This window comes from Actinopolymorpha rutila, from assembly GCF_013407855.1.
Taxonomy (GTDB): Bacteria; Actinomycetota; Actinomycetes; order Propionibacteriales; family Actinopolymorphaceae; genus Actinopolymorpha; species Actinopolymorpha rutila.
Map to the genome: position 1 here is coordinate 1717593 of NZ_JACBZH010000001.1, position 19621 is coordinate 1737213.

Consider the following 19621-nt stretch of genomic DNA (forward strand, 5'->3'; position numbering starts at 1 on the left):
AGCGGGCCCCGCCACGACGTCTCGCGTGGCGGGGCCTGGTGGCCACCTCGGGTGACCCGGCCGGCCGACTGCCCGGCCGACCGGTTACCCGACTGCCTGGTTACCTGGTCGTCTGGTTCTTCTTGGTCAGCTTCTTCTTCGTGACCGGCTGTACGACCACGGTCATCTGCTGCTTGTCCGCGGACTGGCCGGTGATCCTCAGCTGAACGCCGTACCCCGCGACCTTCACGCTGTTGTTGGGCAGCGACGCGTCCCAGTAGTTGTTCGGCTTGGAGTCGTCGAACACCGTGATCGGCGACTGCTTCGGCACGTCCGCCATGGCGATCTGCACCCGGCGGCCGTTGCGCACCTCACGGCTCAGCGACAGCGGGTCGGTGGCCTCCGGCCCGAACGTCGCGTCGAAGGCCTGGGCGCGCAGGTTGAGGGTCGGGCCGTTGTCCCACCGGATGGGCTTCGGACGTGCGTCGACCGGCAGGATCAGGCCCTCGCCCGGGTGCTTGCTGGTGTTGTTGTCCTCCTGGCGTTCGTTCCAGTAGGTCACCAGCAGGCCGTTCTGGTAGGGGTAGTGCTCGACCCAGTCGGGCCGGGTGATGCCCCGGTTGAAGTTGTACGGCCCCGTCTTCAGGGTCTCGTCGTAGCCGACGTACTGGCGGTTCTCGGCGATGTAGTAGCTGCCCTTGTACGTCGTCACCGTGCCGTTGATGCGCTTCCAGCCGTTGGTGGCCCAGCCGTTGGTGCCGCCCTCCACGTTGTCGGCGAAGACGGTCGCGCCGGCCGCGGTGACCGCGATGTCGTCGAGCATCGGGCCGGCGTAGTGCAGCCCGCCGTCGGTGGCGTAGCGGAAGCGGAAGACGATCGACTTGCCGGCGTACTTCGACAGGTCGTACGACAGCGTGGTCCAGCCGTCGGACTTGCCGGTGACGGGGTCGGCGACCCGGCTCCAGTGGGTGCCACCGTCGGCGGAGACCTCCGCGTGCAGGAAGTCGTAGCCCTCCTCGATGTCGTACCACGCCTTGGCGGTCAGCGTCACCGGGCCGGACTTGCCGGTCAGGTTGATGGTCCGGCGCAGGGTGTTGTTGAGGTTGTCGTCGGCTCCACCCCACCACTCGTACGACCCGGAGTAGGGGTCGTTGTAGTGGTCGACGATCTCTTCCTTGGGCAGCGGGACGACCAGCGCCTGCGGGTTGCCGGTCTCCAGCTCGGCCGGGCCGAGCACGTTGGTGGAGGACTGGTTGGGGGAGGCGACGTCGTAGTCGACCCAGCCGAGCTGCAGCTTCTCCCACGCGCCCATGTAGCCGGGCGTGGTGCCGATGCTGTCCTTGCCGTGGTTGAGCCACGAACCCGACGACATCAGCGTCCAGTAGCCGGTGCCGTTCTCGCCGCCGGCGGTGTCGTAGAGGTCGGGCAGCCCGAGGTCGTGGCCGAACTCGTGGCTGAAGACGCCGAGTCCGCCGTTCTCCGGCTCGGTGGTGTAGTCACCGGCCCAGATACCGGTGTCGCCGAACGGGACGCCGCCGCGCGGGTTGAGCTCCGGGCCGTCCTGCCCGTCGGGGAAGGCGTACCACCGGTGCGACCAGATCGCGTCCGCGCCCTCGGCGCCGCCACCGGCCTCCTCGCCCTCGCCGGCGTGCACGACCTGGAAGTGGTCGATGTAGCCGTCGGGCTCGTCGAAGTTGCCGTCGCCGTCGAAGTCGTAGCGGTCCCAGTTGTCGAACTGCGCGAGGTAGGCGCGGATCTGCTCCGGCGTCTTGCCCGCGGCGCGCTGCTGGTCGTACCAGGCCTTGGTCGCGTCCTTGACGAAGTTCCAGTAGCCGTCGGACTCCGGGATCTCGTTGCTGCCGTAACGCGACTCGTTGTAGGGCAGGGTCACCCAGTTGCTCACGTCACCGGCGACGGTGTACTGGCCCTGCGACTGCGCGCGGTAGAACGTCGACATCGACTCGCCGGCCTGGCCGAAGAACATGTCGAGGTAGTGCTGGCGGTTGAAGTCGGGAGTCCAGTACGTCGTGTTGTCGCGGCCGCGGGAGGGCTGCGGAATCTGGTTGTGCACCGGTCCGGCGCCGCCGCCGGTGCGGGAGTCGGTCTTGTCCCCGAAGTCGACCAGGATCGTGAAGATCTTGTCGGTCTTCTCCATGCTGAGCTGGGCGAACTTCTTCTTGCCCAGTTGCACGACGTCGGACTTGCCCCGGCGCTGCGGCTTGGCCTCGCCGCGGAGCACCTTCTCCAGCGCGGCCTTGCGGGTGGCCCGCATCTTGTCGCCGAGCGGGTTGGGAAGGTCGTCGGGTGCGTGGGTGCGCGCGGCCCGTGGGTGTGCGGGCGGTGACGCGGACGCCGGTATCCCGGCGGCGGTGGCGGCGAGGGCGGCGGCGGTCACCACCGAGGCCACGGCGGCGGTGGCTCTGCGAACTCTCACTGGACTCCTTCGGAACGCCCGGCGCCGGGTTCGCCGGCCGCGAGCGTGACGGAAACGATCGGTGTCGATGGTCGATGATCGGCAACTTCGCCAACGATGATCCACAAGCAATCACAAAATGGCACAAGATGGCCAGATCTGTCCGGCACATCGCACAAAACTTCCGGGATCGAACGACTGTCGGCGCGAGGTCGTATGGTCGGCGGCATGCGCTATCGATCTCTTGGACGTTCCGGCCTGCTGGTCTCGGTCGTCGGTCTCGGCTGCAACAACTTCGGCGGCCGGCTCGACCTCGCCGCCACCCGTGCGGTCGTCGACGCCGCCCTCGACGCGGGCGTCACGTTGTTCGACACCGCCGATGTCTACGGCGGCCGGGGCGGCTCGGAGGAGCTACTCGGCCAGGCGCTCGCCGGCCACCGCGACGAGGTCGTGCTGGCCACGAAGTTCGCCGGCGACATGGGCTACGGGCCGGTCGCGGGCGCGCCGGGAGGCCGTGCCTACATTCGCCGCGCGGTCGAGGCGTCCCTGCGGCGGCTGCGCACCGACCACATCGACCTCTACCAGATCCACCGTCCGGATCCGGACACCCCGATCGAGGAGACCCTGGCCGCGCTGGACGAGCTGGTGAAGGAGGGCAAGGTTCGCTACACCGGCCACTCCAACTTCTCCGGCTGGCAGCTCGCCGAGGCCCACCACGTCGCCCGCGAGCTCGGCGCGACGTCGTTCGTCTCCGCACAGAACCACTGGTCCCTGCTGGAGCGCGCGGTCGAGACCGACCTCGTGCCTGCCGCCGAGCACTACGGCGTGGGCGTGCTGCCCTACTTCCCGCTGGCAAACGGCCTGCTCACCGGCAAGGTCCGCCGTGGCGGGGCGATCCCCGAAGGCTCCCGGCTGGCCGGCCGGGAAGGCTACGTCACCGAGGAGAAGCTCGACCGGGTGGAGGCGCTGGCCGCCTGGGCCAAGGAGCACGACCGTTCCCTGCTGGAGGTCGCCATCGGCGGTCTGGCGGGGCGGCCGGTCTGCGGCTCGGTCATCGCCGGCGCCACCTCGGCCGAGCAGGTGCGGTCCAACGCCGCCGCGGCCGACTGGGAGCCGACCGAGGCCGAGCTGGCCGAGATCGACCAGCTGGTGCCGCCGCCCGGCCGCTGACCTCCGCGGGTCACGTGTGCGGGCCACCCGTGGGTCGCACACGCCGCCAGTACTGCCGTCTGTGCTCGTCGCGGACGACGACGCCGAGCCGGCCGAGTTCGGTACGAAGCTCATCGGCGTCGGTGTCGTCGTTCTCGGCGAGTGCACGTCTGCGTGCCCGCAGCGTGGCGTGCGCCGCGGCGGGCAGGTCGGGCGCGTCGTCCACCCACGGCCTGAACTCCTCCCGGTGGGGGTCGCCTGCCCGCCACGGATAGCCGTACGCCGAGAAGGCCGCCTCGATCCGGCCGGCGTCCGGGAGGTCCCCGCGCTGGCGGGCCAGCTCGCCGGTCGACCGGTCGAGGAGGACGAGCTGTTTGCCGTCGAGGAAGACCGCGCCCACCTGCTCCCGGCGTAGGCTCCGCCGCTCGCCGGCGTGGGCCAGCCCGACCTCCTGGTGGTCGACGGTGACGGTGACGTAGTCGCGTTCGCCGAGGACCACGAGCACCCCGCCGGCGACCGCCCCGGCACCGAGGCCGGCCAGCGTCAGCCACGGCTCCGGCACCGTGGCGACGAACCTCAGCAGGCCCGGCAGCGGAAGGTGGGGGACCGTCACCACCCAGACCACCAGCCCTCGCAGCAGCCAGCCCACCCCCGCGCCCAGCGCCGGGAAGCCGACCCAGACCAGCGCCCGTTCCGCGACGCTCCGGCCGACGACGACGGCTCCGTCGGTGGTTCGCGGGGTCATCGCGTGCCCTCCCGCCCCGCGGTGGTCCGTGCGGCGGCCGTGAGTAACGTGAGCGCGCCCAGGCCGAGGACGACGTTGCCCACGCGCTGGACGACGCCAGGGGAGCCCATCAGCGGCTCCTGCGTGAAGCCCAGCCAGACGTAGGTCAGCAGCGCTCCGCCGGCCGCGGCCAGCCGGTGGTTGTCAGCCCACCTCGAGCGTCGCGACCAGAACAGCAACAGTCCGGCGGTCACCGCGGCCAGCGCCAGGTCGGCGCCTACTCCCACCCACGCGGGCAGCGCGTCGGGCAGCAGGAAGAACAGCGAGGTGGCCGCGAACGTCACCACACCGACCAGCCGCGGTCCCGGGCTCCACCGCACTGGCCGGGCGGCGGTTCGGGTCGGCACGGTCTCAGGCGAGCGTGGAAGCAGCGGGACCAGGAGTGCGGCAGCAACCAGCACCACGATCACCGCGCTCGTCCCGGCCAGCTGCGGGACCGTGGCCATGAAGCGTTCCTCCACCTGGTGGAGCCAGAAGACCAGCGCCGAGCCGAGCACGAAGACCACGGTGGTCACGGCCAGCCCGGTGCGGCCGAGCCATGGTGCGGTCCGGGCGGTCCGGGCGGTCCGGGCGGTCCGGCTCCGCCCCGCGAGCGCCTCGACCAGCGCGATCGGGACGGCGATGCTCCACACCGCGTGCATGGCGAGGACGGTGACGGTGGTCTGGGCGCCGATGCCGAGCACGGGAACGTACGCGGCGAGCAGGTCCAGGCCGGAGTAGCTGGGATTGAACAGCAGCTGGTCCAGGATGCCCTCCTCCAGCAGGCCGTACGCCACCGCCAGCGTGAGGATGGTGGGCCAGCCCCGGCCGGCGCGCCGGGCGACCTCCCGGACGAGCAGTGCGCCGCCGCCGTACATCGGTGCGAGCAGGGGCAGCAGGCCGAGCTGGTCGATGGTGGCGTTGCCGAGCAGGAACTCACCGACCAGTGGAGCGAGCAGGAACAACCCGAGCGCGGGAGCGACAGCGCGCCTGCGGGAAAGATTCGCGGGGACACTTCCGGCGGGCGCGGAACCGGCTTCGACGGACATGCCCCGACGCTAGGAATCCCGGGCCCCGTGGCGGATCGCCCGACGGTGCCCGACCGCGCTCGACCGCCTCGACCGAGGTCGTCGCGAAGCCGGGCCGCGACCGGACGAAAGTACCGGCCGGGCCCGACGCCGGTACCGCACCGCCGGCAACGCGGCCACGAGCACGCCACGCGTCCTCGCGCGCTAGTACGTTCACGGTCATGAGGGGTTCGCGAGCGGACGGCGCACCGGCCGGTTCGCCACCGCGCAGCCGGCGCGACTGGTTCGTCGACACCTGCATGTTCGCGCTGGCCGTCGCGTTCGCACTGATGATCGTCGCCGGCCGTCTGGACGACCCGTGGCCGCCGCGCTGGGTCCTCGGCCTGGACCAGCTCGCCGGGCTGGCGGGGTGCGCGGCGCTGTGGTTGCGCCGCCGGTGGCCGGTGGGAATCGCGCTGGCGCTCGTGCCCCTCTCGGCGTTCGCGGAGTCCGTCGGCGGGGCACAGTTGGTCGCGCTGTTCGTGGTCTCGGTGCATCGCTCGTTCCGCACCGCCGTCGTGGTGGGTGCGGTGAGCCTGCTCTCCGCACCCGTCTACGCCGTGCTGCGTCCAGAGCCGGACCTGCCCGGTGGCCTCGCGGTGCTGCTCGCGGTGGTGCTGACTCTCTGCGTGGTCGGCTGGGGGCAGTTCGTCCGGCACCGCCGGCAACTCGTCGCCGCCAGGGTGGAGCGTGCGGTACGGGCGGAGACCGAGGCCCGGCTGCGGCTGGAACAGGCCCAGCACCTCGCCCGGGAGGAGATCGCGCGGGAGATGCACGACGTGCTCGGGCACCGGTTGTCGCTGCTGAGCGTGCACGCGGGCGCACTGGAGTACCGGCCGGACGCGCCCGCCGAGGAGATCGCCCGGGCCGCCGCGGTGATCCGGGAGAGCGCGCACCAGGCGCTGCAGGACCTGCGCGAGGTCATCGGCGTACTCCGCGCGCCGGTCGGCGAGCTGCCCCAGCCGACGCTGGCCGACGTGCCGGCGCTGGTGGCCGACTCCGTCCGGGCGGGCATGCGGGTGGACCTGCGCGTCGAGGCGCCGGACGAGGTGCCCGCGGGGCTCGGGCGGACGGCGTACCGGATCGTCCAGGAGGGGCTGACCAACGCCCGCAAGCACGCGCCCGGCGCCGACGTCCGCGTCACCGTGGGCGGCGGGCCGGGGCAGGGGCTGACCACCAAGGTCCGGACCGGCGGAGGAGTTCGGGCGGCCGTAGGTACGGACGCCGTCAGTACGGACGCTGTCAGTACGGCAGCCGCCCGTACGGCAGCCGCGGCCGGCGCCGGACAGGGACTGGTCGGGCTGGCCGAACGCGCCGCCCAGGCAGGCGGGCGCCTCGCCCACGGGCCGGTCGAGGGTGGCGGGTTCGTGGTGTCGGCCTGGCTACCGTGGCCGCCATGACCACACCGACCAGTGGGCCGACCGACTCGCCGGGGACCTCGGAGCTACCCGAGGCGCCCCCGGACCGCGTGACCAGGGTGCTCCTCGTGGACGACGACCCGCTCCTGCGCGCCGGGCTGGCGATGATGCTCGGCGGTGCGCCGGACCTGCTGGTGGTGGGCGAGGCGGCCGACGGTACGCAGGTGCCGGCGCTGGTGGCCCGCCTCCGGCCCGACGTGGTGCTGATGGACATCCGGATGCCCGGGCTGGACGGGCTGTCGGCCACCGAGCGCCTGCGCGCGCGGCCGGACGCGCCCGAGGTGGTCGTTCTCACCACGTTCGACGCCGACGCCCACGTGCTCCGTGCGCTGCGTGCGGGCGCCGCCGGCTTCGTCCTCAAGGACACCCCGCCGGCCGAGATCGTGGCCGCCGTGCGCCGGGTGGCGCGGGGTGAGCCGGTGCTGTCCCCGACGGTGACCCGGCGGCTGATCGACCGGGTGGCCGGGGCCGACGACGACCTGCGGCGGGTGCGTGCCCGCGAGCGGCTGGCGCTGCTCAACGGTCGGGAACGCGAGGTGGCGGTCGCGGTGTCGCGGGGGATGAGCAACGCCGAGGTCGGCGCGACCCTCCATCTCAGCGTCTCGACGGTGAAGACGCACGTGTCGAGCATCCTGACCAAGCTCGACCTGAACAACCGGGTCCAGGTCGCGCTGCTGGCCCACGACGCCGGGCTGCTGGACGAGCGGGGCTGACCGCGGTCGCGGGCTACCTGTCCCGATTCGAGCGGAACGACCAGCGTCGTCGCGCGGCGTGACCGCCCGGCGACGCCCCGGCCCCCCACCGAAGGACCCGGCCGGTCCTCAGGCCGCGCCGGTGCCCCCGTCCGAGGCATGTCGGTGGGGCGCGGGAACATGGGAGGCAAACCGGTGGTTGCCCCCGAAGAGGAACACCCGACAATCTGAGGAGTCAGACGTGTCCGTGCCGCCGCTCGTCGAGCCAGCCCCCGACCTCAGTGTGGACGAAGTACGCCGATACTCCCGGCACATCATCATCCCCGAGGTCGGCATGGACGGGCAGAAGCGCCTGAAGAACGCCAAGGTCCTCGTCATCGGTGCCGGCGGTCTGGGCAGCCCTGCCCTGCTCTATCTCGCCGCGGCCGGTGTGGGCACGCTCGGCATCGTCGACTTCGACGTCGTGGACGAGTCCAACCTCCAGCGCCAGGTGATCCACGGGCAGAGCGACGTCGGCAAGCCCAAGGCGGTGTCCGCCAAGGAGTCGATCGCCGAGATCAACCCCTATGTCAAGGTCAACCTGCACGAGGAGCGGCTCGACTCCGACAACGCGCTGGAGATCTTCGCCGACTACGACCTGATCCTGGACGGCACCGACAACTTCGCCACCCGCTACCTCGTCAACGACGCGGCGGTCATCCTGGGCAAGCCCTACGTCTGGGGCTCGATCTTCCGCTTCGAGGGCCAGGTCAGCGTGTTCTGGGCCGAGCACGGTCCGCACTACCGCGACCTCTACCCCGAGCCCCCGCCTCCCGGCATGGTTCCCTCCTGCGCCGAGGGCGGCGTGCTCGGCGTGCTGTGCGCCTCCATCGGCTCGGTGATGGTCAACGAGGCGATCAAGCTCATCACCGGCATCGGCGACCCGCTGATCGGCCGGCTGCTGATCTTCGACGCGCTGGAGATGAGCTGGCGTGAGCTCAAGGTCAACCGCGACCCCGACACCGCGCCGGTCAAGGAGCTCATCGACTACGAGGCGTTCTGCGGCGTCATCTCCGACGAGGCGGCCGAGGCCGTGGTCGACTCCACCATCGACGTCCGCACGCTGAAGCAGTGGCTTGACGCCCGGCAGCGTGGCGAGCGCGACTTCCTGCTCGTCGACGTCCGCGAGCCCAACGAGTACGACATCGTCAACATCGACGGTGCGGTGCTGATCCCGAAGGGCGAGTTCCTCAGCGGTCAGGCGTTCGAGAAGCTACCGAAGGACAAGCAGGTCGTGCTGCACTGCAAGGTCGGCGGCCGCTCCGCCGAGGCGCTGGCCGCCGCCAAGGGCGCGGGCTTCGCCGACGCCGTGCACGTCGCGGGCGGCATCTCCGCCTGGGTCAGCCAGATCGAGCCGGACAAGCCGTCCTACTGAGCGGCACCGCCGCCTGGAAGAACCAACGAGCAGATGCCGACCGAGGAGTACGTCGAGCGGGTGCTCTCCGTCGTGGAGAGCATCCCGCCCGGTGCTGTGCTCGCCTATGGCGACGTCGCGGAGTACCTCGGCGACGGTGGTCCCCGTCAGGTCGGCTGGGTGATGTCGCACTACGGCGGGAGCGTTCCCTGGTGGCGGGTCGTCAGGGCAGACGGGCGGCCCGCCGACTGTCACGCCGGGGAGGCGGTCCGGCGGCTGCGCGCGGAGGGCACGCCGTTCCGTGAGCCCTCCGGCCGGGTGGACATGCCCGCCGCCCGCTGGGACGGCGCACCTCGAACCCTGGCCCAGGGACTGTCCTAACTCCGCTTCGACTTCGCCCTGCGGTCCGCCTTCGTGGTGCGCTCCGCCTCCCACTTCTCCATCAGGTCGCCGAGCGCCTCGTCGACGAAGACGTAGAAGTCCCGCATCTGTTCCATCCGGCGCCCTGACGGGGTGGCCGAACCACCCAGTGCCCGGGCGCCGTCGCCGGCGAGTTCGGCCACGCTCGCCAGCACCCCACGCTTGCCGACCGTGGTCTCGTACCACAGGTCGTCCGGCAGCCGGTAGCGATGCGTGCGCTCACCGGGCACCGGTTCCCGGCTCAGCATTCCGATGTGCTGCAGGTAGCGCACCGCGCCGGAGATAGCGGCCGCGCTGACGCCGAGGCGTTCGGCGAGATCGCCCGCGGTGAGCGTCTCCTCGTCGGCGGCCATCATCGTCAGCAGCACCCGGGCGGCCATCCGGGGGAATCCCCAGCCCTCGAAGAGCATCGCCATGTGTTCGACGAACCGCCGAACCTTGTCCTCGTCGCGATCCTCGTTACGTTCCTCGTCGCGTTCCGCGGGCCGGCCGGCATCCCTCGTGGTCTCGGTGGTCATGCTTCGCCTCGCCTTCCAGGATGCCGGTCACGAGCTTCTTCAGCATAACGCTGTAAACAAGCTTCACGAGTGTGTGAATCTCATGTAACGTGCGAAGCGTACGCCCCGGAGGTTGCCAGCCGCGATCCGTCGGCTGCGCCGGGGCAGAGGAGAAGCGCGATGAGCTCGCTGCAGGGCGCTCCGGCGCCGTGGCGGACAAACGCTCACCCATCCGTACGGCCGACCGGCCGCGAGGTCGCCACCTCCCGGGCACTGACCGCGGCCGCGCGCAAGGCCGACTCCGACCCGCCGAGCTGAACCCTGCCGCCCGCGGTTACCGGCCCTGACCGGGCCTGACGGGCGGACAGCCGCAGATCGCTCGACCCCACGACTTCGACGTACGACGAGGACACACTTCGATGACCGAACTTGCCATTTCCGTGTCCGGGCTCCGCAAGAGCTTCGGCCGCACCGTGGCCCTGGACGACCTCGACCTGAGCGTCCGGGCCGGTGAAGTACACGGCTTCCTCGGCCCCAACGGCGCCGGGAAGTCCACCACCATCCGCGTCCTGCTCGGCCTGCTGCGCGCCGACGCGGGCAGGGTCAACCTGCTCGGCGGCGACCCCTGGAAGGACGCCACCTCGCTGCACCGCCGGTTGGCGTACGTCCCCGGCGACGTGACGTTGTGGCCCAACCTGTCCGGCGGTGAGGTGATCGACCTGCTCGGCCGGCTGCGGGGCGGGCTGGACCCTCACCGCCGGGCCGACCTGCTGGAGCGGTTCGAGCTCGACCCGCGCAAGAAGGGCCGGGCGTACTCCAAGGGCAACAAGCAGAAGGTGGGGCTGATCGCCGCGCTCGCCTCCGACGTCGAGCTGCTGCTCCTGGACGAGCCCACGTCAGGCCTGGACCCCCTCATGGAGGAGGTCTTCCAGCAGTGCATCCACGAGGAGCGCCAGCGGGGGCGGACGGTCCTGCTGTCCAGCCACATCCTCGCCGAGGTGGAGGCGCTGTGCGACCGGGTGAGCATCATCCGCCGGGGCCGCACGGTCGAGTCGGGCACGCTCGCCGAGCTTCGCCACCTCACGCGTACGTCCATCCAGGCAGACCTGGCCAGCCCGCCGAACGGCCTGGCGTCCCTGCCGGGAGTCCACGACCTGCAGATCGACGGTACGCGGGTGCGGTGCGAGGTCGACACCAGCCGCCTCGACGTGCTGATGGCCGAGCTCACCCGCTCCGGACTGCGCGGGCTGACCAGCCAGCCACCCACGCTGGAGGAGCTGTTCCTGCGGCACTACCAGGACGACGTCTCCGGGACCGAGCCGGCGGAGGTGGCCCGATGAGCGCGCTCGTCGGCACCCGCCGGATGGTGCGGCTGATCCTGCGCCGCGACCGGTTCGTCATGCCCCTGTGGATCGTGCTGCTCGGTCTGCTCCCGGCCAGCCTCGCCTCGGGGACCCGCGACCTCTATCCCACCCTCGCCCAACAGGAGCAGTACGCCCAGACGGCCGGGACCAACCCCACCTTCCTGGCGTTGTATGGCCCCCTGCATGCCTCGGGCATCGGCGGGCTGATCGCGCAGCGCGTCGGGTTCTTCCCGGTGGTGGTCGCGGTGATCAGCATCCTCACCGTCGTCCGGCACACTCGCACCGAGGAGGACGCGGGCCGGCGCGAACTGCTCGGCGCCACCGTCCTCGGCCGGCAGGCCGGCCTGGCCGCCGCGCTGCTGGTCACTGTCTGCGCGAACCTCGTCTTCGGGCTGCTGATGGCAGCGGGCCTGATGGGCGTGGGCCTGCCGGCCACCGGCTCGTACGCACTCGGTTTCGGGTGCGCGCTGGGCGGCTGCGTGTTCGCCGCCCTGGCCGGACTGGCTGCCCAGCTCACCGAGGGCGCGGGCGCCGCCCGCGCGATCGCGCTCGGTGCGCTCGGTGCGGCCTTCGTGCTGCGGGTAGCCGGCGACGTCGGTGGGCCGGACTCGGGCGCGGCATGGCTGTCCTGGCTCTCGCCGATCGGCTGGTCGCACGCGGTCCGGGCGTACGGCGACGAACGCTGGTGGATCTTCGGCCTCGGCGCCGGTGCGACCCTGATCCTCGCGGTGGCCGCCGCCGCCCTGTCCGCGCGGCGTGACCTCGGCGCGGGCATTCTGCCCGCGCGACTGGGCCCGGCGCAGGCCTCGCCGCGACTGTCCGGTGCGTTCGGCCTGGCCTGGCGGCTGCACCGCGGGCTGCTCCTCGGCTGGACCATCACACTGGCGCTGCTCGGCGTGGTGTACGGCGGAGTCGCCGACGGCGTACGCGACATGATGAACGGCAGCCCGCAGCTGAAGGAGATGTTCCAGCGCATGGGCGGACAGTCGGCCATCGTCGACGCCACTCTCGCGGCCATGCTGGGCACGATCGGGCTGATCGCGGCCGCGTACGCCGTGCAGGCGGCGCTGCGGATGCGTTCGGAGGAGACCGGCGGACGGGCCGAACCCGTCCTGGCAACCGCCGTCGGCCGGGTGACCTGGGTGGCGAGCCACCTCGGCTTCGCGCTGCTCGGCCCGACGGTGGCGCTGGCCGCCGCCGGGGTGACCGCCGGTCTCGCGCACGGCGCCAACACCGACGACGTGGGGGGCCAGCTGCCCCGCGTCCTCGCCGGCGCGATGGTGCAACTGCCCGCGGTGTGGGTGCTGGCCGGCGTCGCGATGGCGCTGGTCGGGCTGGCACCCCGGCTGGCCGGGGCCAGCTGGGCGGTGTTCGCGGCGTTCCTGCTGGTGGGGCAGGTCGGTGTGCTGCTCGGCCTGAGCCAGAAGGTGCTCGACCTCTCGCCGTTCACCCACATTCCGCGGTTGCCGGGCGGGCACGCGTCCGCCACGCCGCTGCTGTGGCTGACGTTGGTCGCCGCCGTGCTCGTGGTCGCCGGGCTGGTCGGCGTACGCCGGCGGGACGTGCCGGTCGGCTGACGCGGTGAGCGGGTTCGGCAGCCGTCGGCGTACGACGCGGGCGGCTGCCCAACCGCGCTGTCCGACCGGGCTGTTGAACCGGTCTGTCGGCGCGGTCTGATGGAATGCGGGGCGTGTCGGTTGTTCCCGTCTCTTCCGGTTCCTCCCCTTCCTCGGCCAGGCCCGACGGATCGGGTGCGCCGGCCTATCGGCTCGTCCGGCGGCCCAGGACCAGCGATCCGGCGCGGCTGACCGGCCCTGACCTCGACGAGGCGCAGCGGCGGGTCGTGGAGCATCGCGGCGGTCCGCTCCTGGTGCTCGCCGGTCCGGGCACCGGCAAGACGACCACGCTGGTGGAGGCCGCGGTCGACCGGATCGAGCGGGACGGCATCGAGCCCGAGCACGTGCTGCTGCTGACTTTCGGGCGGCGGGCCGCCGCCGAGTTGCGCGACCGGATCGCCGCCCGGCTCGACCGCACCATCCGCGAGCCGCTCGCCCGCACCTTTCACTCGTACGCCTTCGGTCTGCTGCGCAACGACGCGGTGCTGAACGACCTGCCGGTGCCGAGGTTGCTGGCCGGCCCGGAGCAGGACCTGATGATCCGCGACCTGCTGCGCGGTGACGTCGAGGAGTTCGGGGCGAAGGACTGGCCGGCCCGGCTGCGCCCGGCGCTGCGCACCCGCGGCTTCGCCCAGGAGCTGCGCGACCTGTTGCTCCGTGCGGCCGAGCGGGGGATCGAGCCGCCGGGCCTGGGCGCCCTCGGCCGTCAGCAGCGCCGCGACGACTGGCGGGCGGCGGCGAGGTTCGCCCGGCAGTACGCCGCGATCACCGCACTGCGCCCGGAGACCCCTGCCTACGACCCGGCCGAGCTGGTCCGGGCCGCGGTCGACCTGCTGCGCGCCGACCCGGACCTGCTCGCCCGCGAGCGCGCCAACCGGGCCGTGGTGTTCGTGGACGAGTACCAGGACACCGACCCCGCCCAGGAGGAGCTGCTGAGGCTGCTCGCCGGTGGCGGCCGGGAGCTGGTGGTGGTCGGCGACCCCGACCAGTCCATCTACGCCTTCCGCGGCGCGGAGAGCGAGGGGATCCGCCGGTTCACCGAACGCTTCCCCACCGTCGGCGGGACCGAGGCGCCGACGGTGGCGCTGACCCGAAGCCGCCGCGCCGGTGCCACCCTGCTGAAGGCGTCCAGGCGGATCACCGACCGGCTGGGCGGGCCCCCGGCGCACCGCCGCCTGGTCGCCGTGCCCGACGCGCCTCCGGGGGAGGTGCAGGCGCACCTGCTGCACACGCGCAACCAGGAGGCGTCGTTCGTTGCCCAGCGGTTGCGCGAGGCGCACCTCGTCGACGGCGTGGAGTGGTCGCGGATGGCGGTGCTGGTGCGCGCCGCGTCGTACATCCCGCTGCTGCGCCGCACCCTCGCCGCCGCCGGCGTGCCCGCCACGGTCCGGCTGGAGGAGACGCCGCTGGTCGACCAGCCCGCCGTCCGCCCGCTGCTGACCGTCCTCTCGATCGCCACCGAACGCACCGAGCTCGACTCGGACGACACCCTCGACCTGCTGGTCAGCCCGTACGGCGGCGCCGACGCCCTCGCCCTGCGCCGGCTGCGGCAGGAGCTGCGCCGCAGCGAGCTGGCCGCGGGCGGTGGGCGGTCCTCCTCGGTCCTGCTGGTCGAGGCGCTGGCCGACCCGCGGGTGCTGATCCCGCTCGATCCGGCCGCCACCGCGCCGGCGCGACGGATCGGGCACCTGCTCACCACCGCCGCCGAGGCCGCTGCGGCACCGAACGCCACCGCCGAGACCGTGCTGTGGGCGGTGTGGTCGGCCGCCCGGGTGTCCGACCGCTGGGCACGCCGCGCCGCGTCGGGCGGACCGGGCGCGTCCGCGGCCGACCGCGACCTGGACGCGGTGACCGCGCTCTTCGACATGGTCGCGCGGTTCGTGGACCGGATGCCGGCGGCGGGTCCGGCGGTGTTCCTCGACCACCTGCTCGGCCAGGAGATTCCGGCCGACACGCTCGCGCCCCGGGCGCCGGAGGGCGACACGGTCACCGTGCTGACCGCCCACGCGTCGAAGGGCCTGGAGTGGGACGTCGTGGCGGTGGTCGGCGTACAGGAGGGCGTGTGGCCCGACCTGCGGCTGCGTGGCTCCCTGCTGGGGTCGGAGTCGCTGGTCGACCTGGTCGCCGGACGTGACCCGTCGCCGGTGGTCACGGTGAGCCATCTGCTCGCCGAGGAGCGCCGGCTGTTCTACGTCGCGGTGACCCGGGCGCGGCGGCGGCTGATCATCACAGCCGTGTCCAGCGAGGAGACGCACCCGTCCCGGTTCGTCGACGAGCTGGTCCCCTGGACCGGCCCGGGCGAGGAACGCCCGCTCACCCGCGTGCCCCGAGGCCTGGAGCTGGCGGCGGTGGTGGCAGAGCTGCGGTCGGTGGTGTGTGCGCCCGACGCCGACCCCGACGCCCCGGACGACCCGCGCCGGCTGGCCGCCGCGCACCAGCTCGCCCGGCTGGCCGCCGCCGGAATCCGCGGCGCCGACCCGGCCGAGTGGTACGCCGTGGCACCGCTCACCGACGACGCGCCGCTGCGCGGTCCGGACGAGCAGGTCCGAGTCTCGCCCAGCAAGGTGGAGGCGTTCGCCCGCTGTGCGCTGCGCTGGCTGCTGGAAAGCTGCGGTGGCACCGCCGGTGACCTGCTCAGTCAGGGCGTAGGCACCCTGGTGCACGACCTGGCGTACGACGTCGCGATCGGCGCGGTCGTGCCCGACGAGATCCTGTCGGCGTTCGAGACCCGCTGGGCGCGGCTGGACAGCGGCACCGGCTGGCACTCCCGACGCCAGCACGAACAGGCCCGCACCCTCGTCGAGCGCCTGTCCGGCTGGCTGCGGAGCAACCCGCGGGAGCTGGCCGCGGCGGAGGAGACGTTCGCCGTCGAGGTCGGACGGGCCGTGCTGTCCGGCCGGGTGGACCGGCTCGAACGCGACGCCGACGGGCGGCTGGTGGTGGTCGACCTGAAGACCGGCAAGAGCAAGCCGGTGGCGGCCGACCTGCCCACCCATCCGCAGCTCGGCGCCTACCAGTTCGCGGTCGAGCAGGGCGGGTTCGAAGGCGGCCCGGAGGACGGTCCGCGATCGGGCGGCGCGGTTCTGGTCCAGCTCGGCAGCGGGTCGAAGGTCACCGAGCAGTCGCAGGAGCCGCTGTCCGGTGCCGAGGACCCGAAGTGGGCGCAGCGGCTGGTCGAGGAGACGGCCGAGGGCATGGCCGCGGCCGACTTCGACGCCAGCGAGAACCGCTGGTGCGGGGTGTGCCCGTCCCGGCGTTCCTGCCCGTTGCACGTCGAGGGTGGCCAGGTGACCCCGTGACCGACCAAGTGTCCGCCACCCAGCTCGCGCTTCCGCTGGTCAGGCCCAACGGCGTCCGCTACACCGCGGTCGAGCTCGCCCGGATGTTGCGGCTGCACCCGCCGACGGCCGAACAGGCCGCGGTGATCCAGGCGCCACTGGAGCCGGGCGTGATCGTCGCCGGTGCCGGGTCGGGCAAGACCGAGACGATGGCCGCCCGGGTCGTGTGGCTGGTCGCCAACGGGCTGATCCTGCCCGAGCAGGTGCTCGGCCTGACGTTCACCCGCAAGGCCGCGCGGGAGCTGTCGGCCCGCATCCGGCACCGGCTCGGCCAGCTGCGAGCCCGCGGCCACGTCAGCCTGGAGGCCGACGGCGACGCGCCGCCCGGCGAGGTCAACGTCGCCACGTACGACGCCTACGCCCAGCGCATCGTGTCCGAACACGCGCTGCGGCTCGGACGCGAGCCGGCCTCGCGCCTGGTCACCCCGGCCACCGCCTGGCAGTACGCCACCCGGGTGGTGGAGACCTACGACGGGCCGATGGACGCGGTGGAGGCGGCGTTCTCCACCGTGGTCAACGCTGTGCTCGCCCTGCACGGCGAGATGAGCGGCCATCTGGTGACCACCGAGCAGATCGCCGCGTTCACCGACGAACTCGTGGCCACGGTGACCAGCAAGCCCGCGGTCGCGCGCACCCGCAAGGCGCTGTACAGCAACGTCGCGGAGGCGCTCGCCCGTCAGCAGGCCAGGGTCGCGCTGCTGCCGTTGGTGCGGGCGTTCGAGGAGGAGAAGCGGCGGCGCGAGGCGGTGGACTTCGCCGACCAGGCCGCGCTGGCGGCCCGGCTGGCGGAGGAGTTCGACGAGGTCGGCGAGCGGGAGCGGGAGCGCTACCCGGTCGTGCTGCTGGACGAGTACCAAGACACCAGCCACGCCCAGCTCGCGATGCTGCGCGGGCTCTTCGGCGGCCGCACCGGGCACCCGGTCACCGCCGTCGGCGACCCGTGCCAGTCCATCTACGGCTGGCGCGGCGCCAGCGCGGCGACGCTCACGTCGTTCGGCAGCCACTTCCGCACCACGGACGGCACGCTCGCACCCACCCGTTCCCTCACCACCAGCTTCCGCAACGGCTCCTCGGTCCTCGAGGTGGCCAACGTCCTGGCGACGCCGTTGCGTCAAGGCGGCCTTGACGTACGCGAGCTGGCCGCGCACCCCGGCAACCCGAAAGGCCGGGTCGTGGTGTCGCTGCACCACACCGTGGACGACGAGGCGGCCGACGTCGCGGCCCGCGCCCGGGCGGTGTGGGACGCCGACGCCGACAACCGCGCCAAGGGGAAGCCGGGACGTACGGTCGCGGTGCTGGTTCGGCGCCGCAGCCAGATCGACCGGCTGGCCCACGAGTTGCGAGCCGCCGGGTTGCCGGTGGAGGTGGTCGGTGTCGGCGGCCTGCTGTCGGCGCCCACGGTCTCCGACGTCGTGGCGACCCTGCGGGTGCTCGCCGACCCCGGGCGCGGCGACGCGCTGATGCGGCTGCTCACCGGGGCCAGGTGGCGGATCGGACCACGCGACCTGGACGCGCTCGGCCGGTGGGCTCGCCGGCTGGCCGCCGGCCCCGGACTTTCCGGTGGACCGGGTGGATCGAGCCGGCCGGACGGACCGGGCGGAACCACCGGACCGGACGAAACCGGGTCGGCCGAGATGTCCGAAGGTGGTTCCGGCTCCGAGCAGGCCGAGCAGGCCGAGCAGGCCGAGCAGGCCGAGCAGGCCGAGCAGGCCGAGCACGACGACGTGGACAACGCCAGCATCATCGACGCCCTCGACGCGGTGGACACCGCGCCCGCCGACGGCTGGTTCTCCCCGGAGGGGCGCCGGCGGCTCACGCTGTTCGCCCACGAGCTGCGGTCGCTCCGCCGGCGGGCCGCGCAGCCGCTGGTCGACCTGGTGGCCGACGTCGTACGCACCCTCGGCCTCGACGTGGAGATCGCCGCCCGCACCGGCGACGTCGCGGTGAGCCGGGCGGACCTGGACGCGTTCCTCGACGTCGCCGTCGGGTTCGCCGAGAGCGGCGAGGGGGTGTCGGTGGCGGCCTTCCTCGCCTTCCTCGACGCGGCCGACACCGAGGAACGCGGCCTGGAGCCCGGGCAGGTGGAGGTCGCCGAGGAGCGGGTCCAGGTCCTCACCGTGCACGGCGCGAAGGGCCTGGAGTGGGACGTCGTGTTCGTGCCCGGCCTGGTGGAGGGCGTCTTCCCGACCGCCGGCGCGAAGGACAAGGCCTGGCTGACCGACCTGGGCGAGTTGCCGTTCCCGCTGCGCGGAGACCGGGACGCGCTGCCGGTGCTCGATGTCGAGCACGCGCTGGACCAGAAGGAGGTCAAGGAGGCGTTCGACCAGTTCGTGGAGGACTGCGGCGAGCGTGCCCGCATCGAGGAACGCCGGCTCGCCTACGTCGCGGTCACCCGCGCGCGGCAGTTACTGGTCTGCTCCGGCTACCGCTGGGACGAGACCCAGCGTCCCCGGGAGCCGGGGGAGTACCTCCTGGAGATCGCCGACACCTGTCGCGCCGGCGCCGGCAAGGTGGGGATCTGGCACGGCGAGGTCGACCTGGCGGCCGGCAACCCGCTGACCGCACAGCCGCGCCGGCACGCCTGGCCCTACGACCCGCTCACGCCACGACGACGCTCCGAGCTGGAGGTCGGTGCCGAACTCGTGCGCCGGTCAAAGGCCGAGCTCGCGGCCGAGCGGGAGCTTCCCACCGAGGTGGCGCAGGCCGCCCTGGAGTGGCAGCGAGACGTCGACCTGCTGCTCACCGAACGCGCGCGCCGGGTCGACCGCGAGGACATCGTCGTCACCCTGCCCGACCGGCTCTCGGTGAGTCAGCTGGTGCAGTTGCGCCGGGAGCCGGAGGCGCTGGCGCGGTCGATCCGCCGGCCGGTCCCGCACGCGCCCAATCCGCTGGCCCGGCGGGGCACCGCGTTCCACGCCTGGCTGGAGTCGCGGTACGGCCTGCAGCAGCTGCTCGACATCGACGAGCTGCCCGGTTCGGCCGACGCGGAGGCCGAACCCGACGACGACCTCCTCGCGCTGCAGGACGCGTTCCTGGCCTCGGAGTGGGCCGACCGTCAACCACTCGAGGTCGAGGTGCCGTTCGAGCTCCTGGTCGGTGGCGTGGTCGTGCGCGGTCGCGCCGACGCGGTGTTCCCGGTCGAGGGCGCCGGCCGATCGAACGGTGCCGACGTACCGAACGGCGATGCCGACGTACCGAACGGCGATGCCGGCTCGCCGGTGACCGCGATCGTCGGCGGCCAACCGGTCACCGCGATCGAGGTGGTGGACTGGAAGACCGGGCGACCTCCCCGAGACGCCGAGGACGAGGCCGCCCGCACGGTGCAGTTGGCGGCGTACCGGCTGGCGTGGGCCCGGCTGACCGGACTGCCGCTGGAGGGGGTGCGGGCCGCGTTCCACTACGTACGCCACAACCGGACGGTCCGGCCCGTCGACCTGCTCGACGCCGACGGCCTGGAGGCACTCATCGCCGACGTCCCCGAGGAGGCCGGAGACTAGGGCCGACCGGCTGCC

The 19621-nt window shown here is 72.8% G+C and carries 14 protein-coding genes; 10 read left to right on the plus strand and 4 right to left on the minus strand.

The window, feature by feature from the left end; all coding sequences use genetic code 11:
* Window positions 1–100 precede the first annotated feature (100 nt).
* Complete coding sequence (locus F4554_RS07660) at window positions 101–2413, minus strand: immune inhibitor A domain-containing protein (RefSeq protein WP_179786741.1); 2313 nt, start codon at window positions 2411–2413, stop codon at window positions 101–103.
* A gap of 207 nt (window positions 2414–2620) precedes the next feature.
* On the opposite strand from F4554_RS07660, the gene F4554_RS07665 reads away from it, so the two are divergent.
* Window positions 2621–3562 carry an aldo/keto reductase gene (locus F4554_RS07665; protein ID WP_179786742.1) on the plus strand — a complete coding sequence of 314 codons (942 nt, stop codon included), beginning with the start codon at window positions 2621–2623 and terminating at the stop codon, window positions 3560–3562.
* A 10-nt stretch (window positions 3563–3572) separates the two neighbouring features.
* On the opposite strand, the gene F4554_RS07670 is transcribed toward F4554_RS07665, so the two are convergent.
* Window positions 3573–4286: a YqeB family protein gene (locus F4554_RS07670; protein ID WP_179786743.1), complete on the minus strand. Its 714-nt coding sequence runs from the start codon at window positions 4284–4286 to the stop codon at window positions 3573–3575.
* The gene (locus F4554_RS07675; protein ID WP_202889192.1) at window positions 4283–5353 is read right to left on the minus strand and encodes a hypothetical protein; all 1071 of its coding nucleotides are present in this window, start codon (window positions 5351–5353) and stop codon (window positions 4283–4285) included. Before F4554_RS07675 ends, F4554_RS07670 begins: the two co-directional genes overlap by 4 nt.
* 200 nt (window positions 5354–5553) lie before the next feature.
* Here F4554_RS07675 and F4554_RS07680 point away from each other — a divergent pair, with 200 nt between their 5' ends.
* The 4 genes from F4554_RS07680 to F4554_RS07695 all read left to right on the plus strand — a co-directional run bounded on the left by F4554_RS07680 (window position 5554) and on the right by F4554_RS07695 (window position 9255).
* Window positions 5554–6771 (plus strand): sensor histidine kinase, encoded by a 1218-nt coding sequence (locus F4554_RS07680; RefSeq protein ID WP_179786744.1) that lies wholly within the window; start codon window positions 5554–5556, stop codon window positions 6769–6771.
* Complete coding sequence (locus F4554_RS07685) at window positions 6768–7502, plus strand: response regulator (RefSeq protein ID WP_179786745.1); 735 nt, start codon at window positions 6768–6770, stop codon at window positions 7500–7502. Before F4554_RS07680 ends, F4554_RS07685 begins: the two co-directional genes overlap by 4 nt.
* A gap of 220 nt (window positions 7503–7722) precedes the next feature.
* The gene (moeZ, locus tag F4554_RS07690; RefSeq protein WP_179786746.1) at window positions 7723–8895 is read left to right on the plus strand and encodes an adenylyltransferase/sulfurtransferase MoeZ; all 1173 of its coding nucleotides are present in this window, start codon (window positions 7723–7725) and stop codon (window positions 8893–8895) included.
* Window positions 8896–8928: 33 nt separating this feature from the next.
* Window positions 8929–9255, plus strand: a complete 327-nt coding sequence (locus tag F4554_RS07695; RefSeq protein WP_179786747.1) for an MGMT family protein — start codon at window positions 8929–8931, stop codon at window positions 9253–9255.
* Here the strand turns inward: F4554_RS07695 and F4554_RS07700 are convergent.
* Entirely contained in the window at window positions 9252–9812 is a 561-nt protein-coding gene (locus F4554_RS07700) for a GbsR/MarR family transcriptional regulator (RefSeq protein WP_179786748.1), read from the minus strand. The genes F4554_RS07695 and F4554_RS07700 overlap by 4 nt on opposite strands.
* A gap of 159 nt (window positions 9813–9971) precedes the next feature.
* On the opposite strand from F4554_RS07700, the gene F4554_RS07705 reads away from it, so the two are divergent.
* From F4554_RS07705 to F4554_RS07725, 5 genes are all read left to right on the plus strand, one after another.
* The gene (locus tag F4554_RS07705) at window positions 9972–10109 is read left to right on the plus strand and encodes a hypothetical protein (protein ID WP_179786749.1); all 138 of its coding nucleotides are present in this window, start codon (window positions 9972–9974) and stop codon (window positions 10107–10109) included.
* A gap of 101 nt (window positions 10110–10210) precedes the next feature.
* Complete coding sequence (locus tag F4554_RS07710; RefSeq protein WP_179786750.1) at window positions 10211–11131, plus strand: ABC transporter ATP-binding protein; 921 nt, start codon at window positions 10211–10213, stop codon at window positions 11129–11131.
* Entirely contained in the window at window positions 11128–12732 is a 1605-nt protein-coding gene (locus F4554_RS07715) for an ABC transporter permease (protein WP_179786751.1), read from the plus strand. Before F4554_RS07710 ends, F4554_RS07715 begins: the two co-directional genes overlap by 4 nt.
* Before the next feature lie 113 nt (window positions 12733–12845).
* Window positions 12846–16070, plus strand: a complete 3225-nt coding sequence (locus F4554_RS07720; RefSeq protein WP_202889194.1) for a UvrD-helicase domain-containing protein — start codon at window positions 12846–12848, stop codon at window positions 16068–16070.
* Complete coding sequence (locus F4554_RS07725) at window positions 16067–19606, plus strand: UvrD-helicase domain-containing protein (protein ID WP_202889195.1); 3540 nt, start codon at window positions 16067–16069, stop codon at window positions 19604–19606. Before F4554_RS07720 ends, F4554_RS07725 begins: the two co-directional genes overlap by 4 nt.
* Window positions 19607–19621 lie beyond the last annotated feature (15 nt).

Coding starts and splice junctions, on each gene's coding strand:
- F4554_RS07665 (WP_179786742.1), top strand. CDS start 2,621: ATGCGCTATCGATCTCTTGGACGTTCCGGCCTGCTGGTCTCGGTCGTC.
- F4554_RS07670 (WP_179786743.1), bottom strand. CDS start 4,286: ATGACCCCGCGAACCACCGACGGAGCCGTCGTCGTCGGCCGGAGCGTC.
- F4554_RS07675 (WP_202889192.1), bottom strand. CDS start 5,353: ATGTCCGTCGAAGCCGGTTCCGCGCCCGCCGGAAGTGTCCCCGCGAAT.
- F4554_RS07680 (WP_179786744.1), top strand. CDS start 5,554: ATGAGGGGTTCGCGAGCGGACGGCGCACCGGCCGGTTCGCCACCGCGC.
- F4554_RS07685 (WP_179786745.1), top strand. CDS start 6,768: ATGACCACACCGACCAGTGGGCCGACCGACTCGCCGGGGACCTCGGAG.
- F4554_RS07695 (WP_179786747.1), top strand. CDS start 8,929: ATGCCGACCGAGGAGTACGTCGAGCGGGTGCTCTCCGTCGTGGAGAGC.
- F4554_RS07700 (WP_179786748.1), bottom strand. CDS start 9,812: ATGACCACCGAGACCACGAGGGATGCCGGCCGGCCCGCGGAACGCGAC.
- F4554_RS07705 (WP_179786749.1), top strand. CDS start 9,972: ATGAGCTCGCTGCAGGGCGCTCCGGCGCCGTGGCGGACAAACGCTCAC.
- F4554_RS07710 (WP_179786750.1), top strand. CDS start 10,211: ATGACCGAACTTGCCATTTCCGTGTCCGGGCTCCGCAAGAGCTTCGGC.
- F4554_RS07715 (WP_179786751.1), top strand. CDS start 11,128: ATGAGCGCGCTCGTCGGCACCCGCCGGATGGTGCGGCTGATCCTGCGC.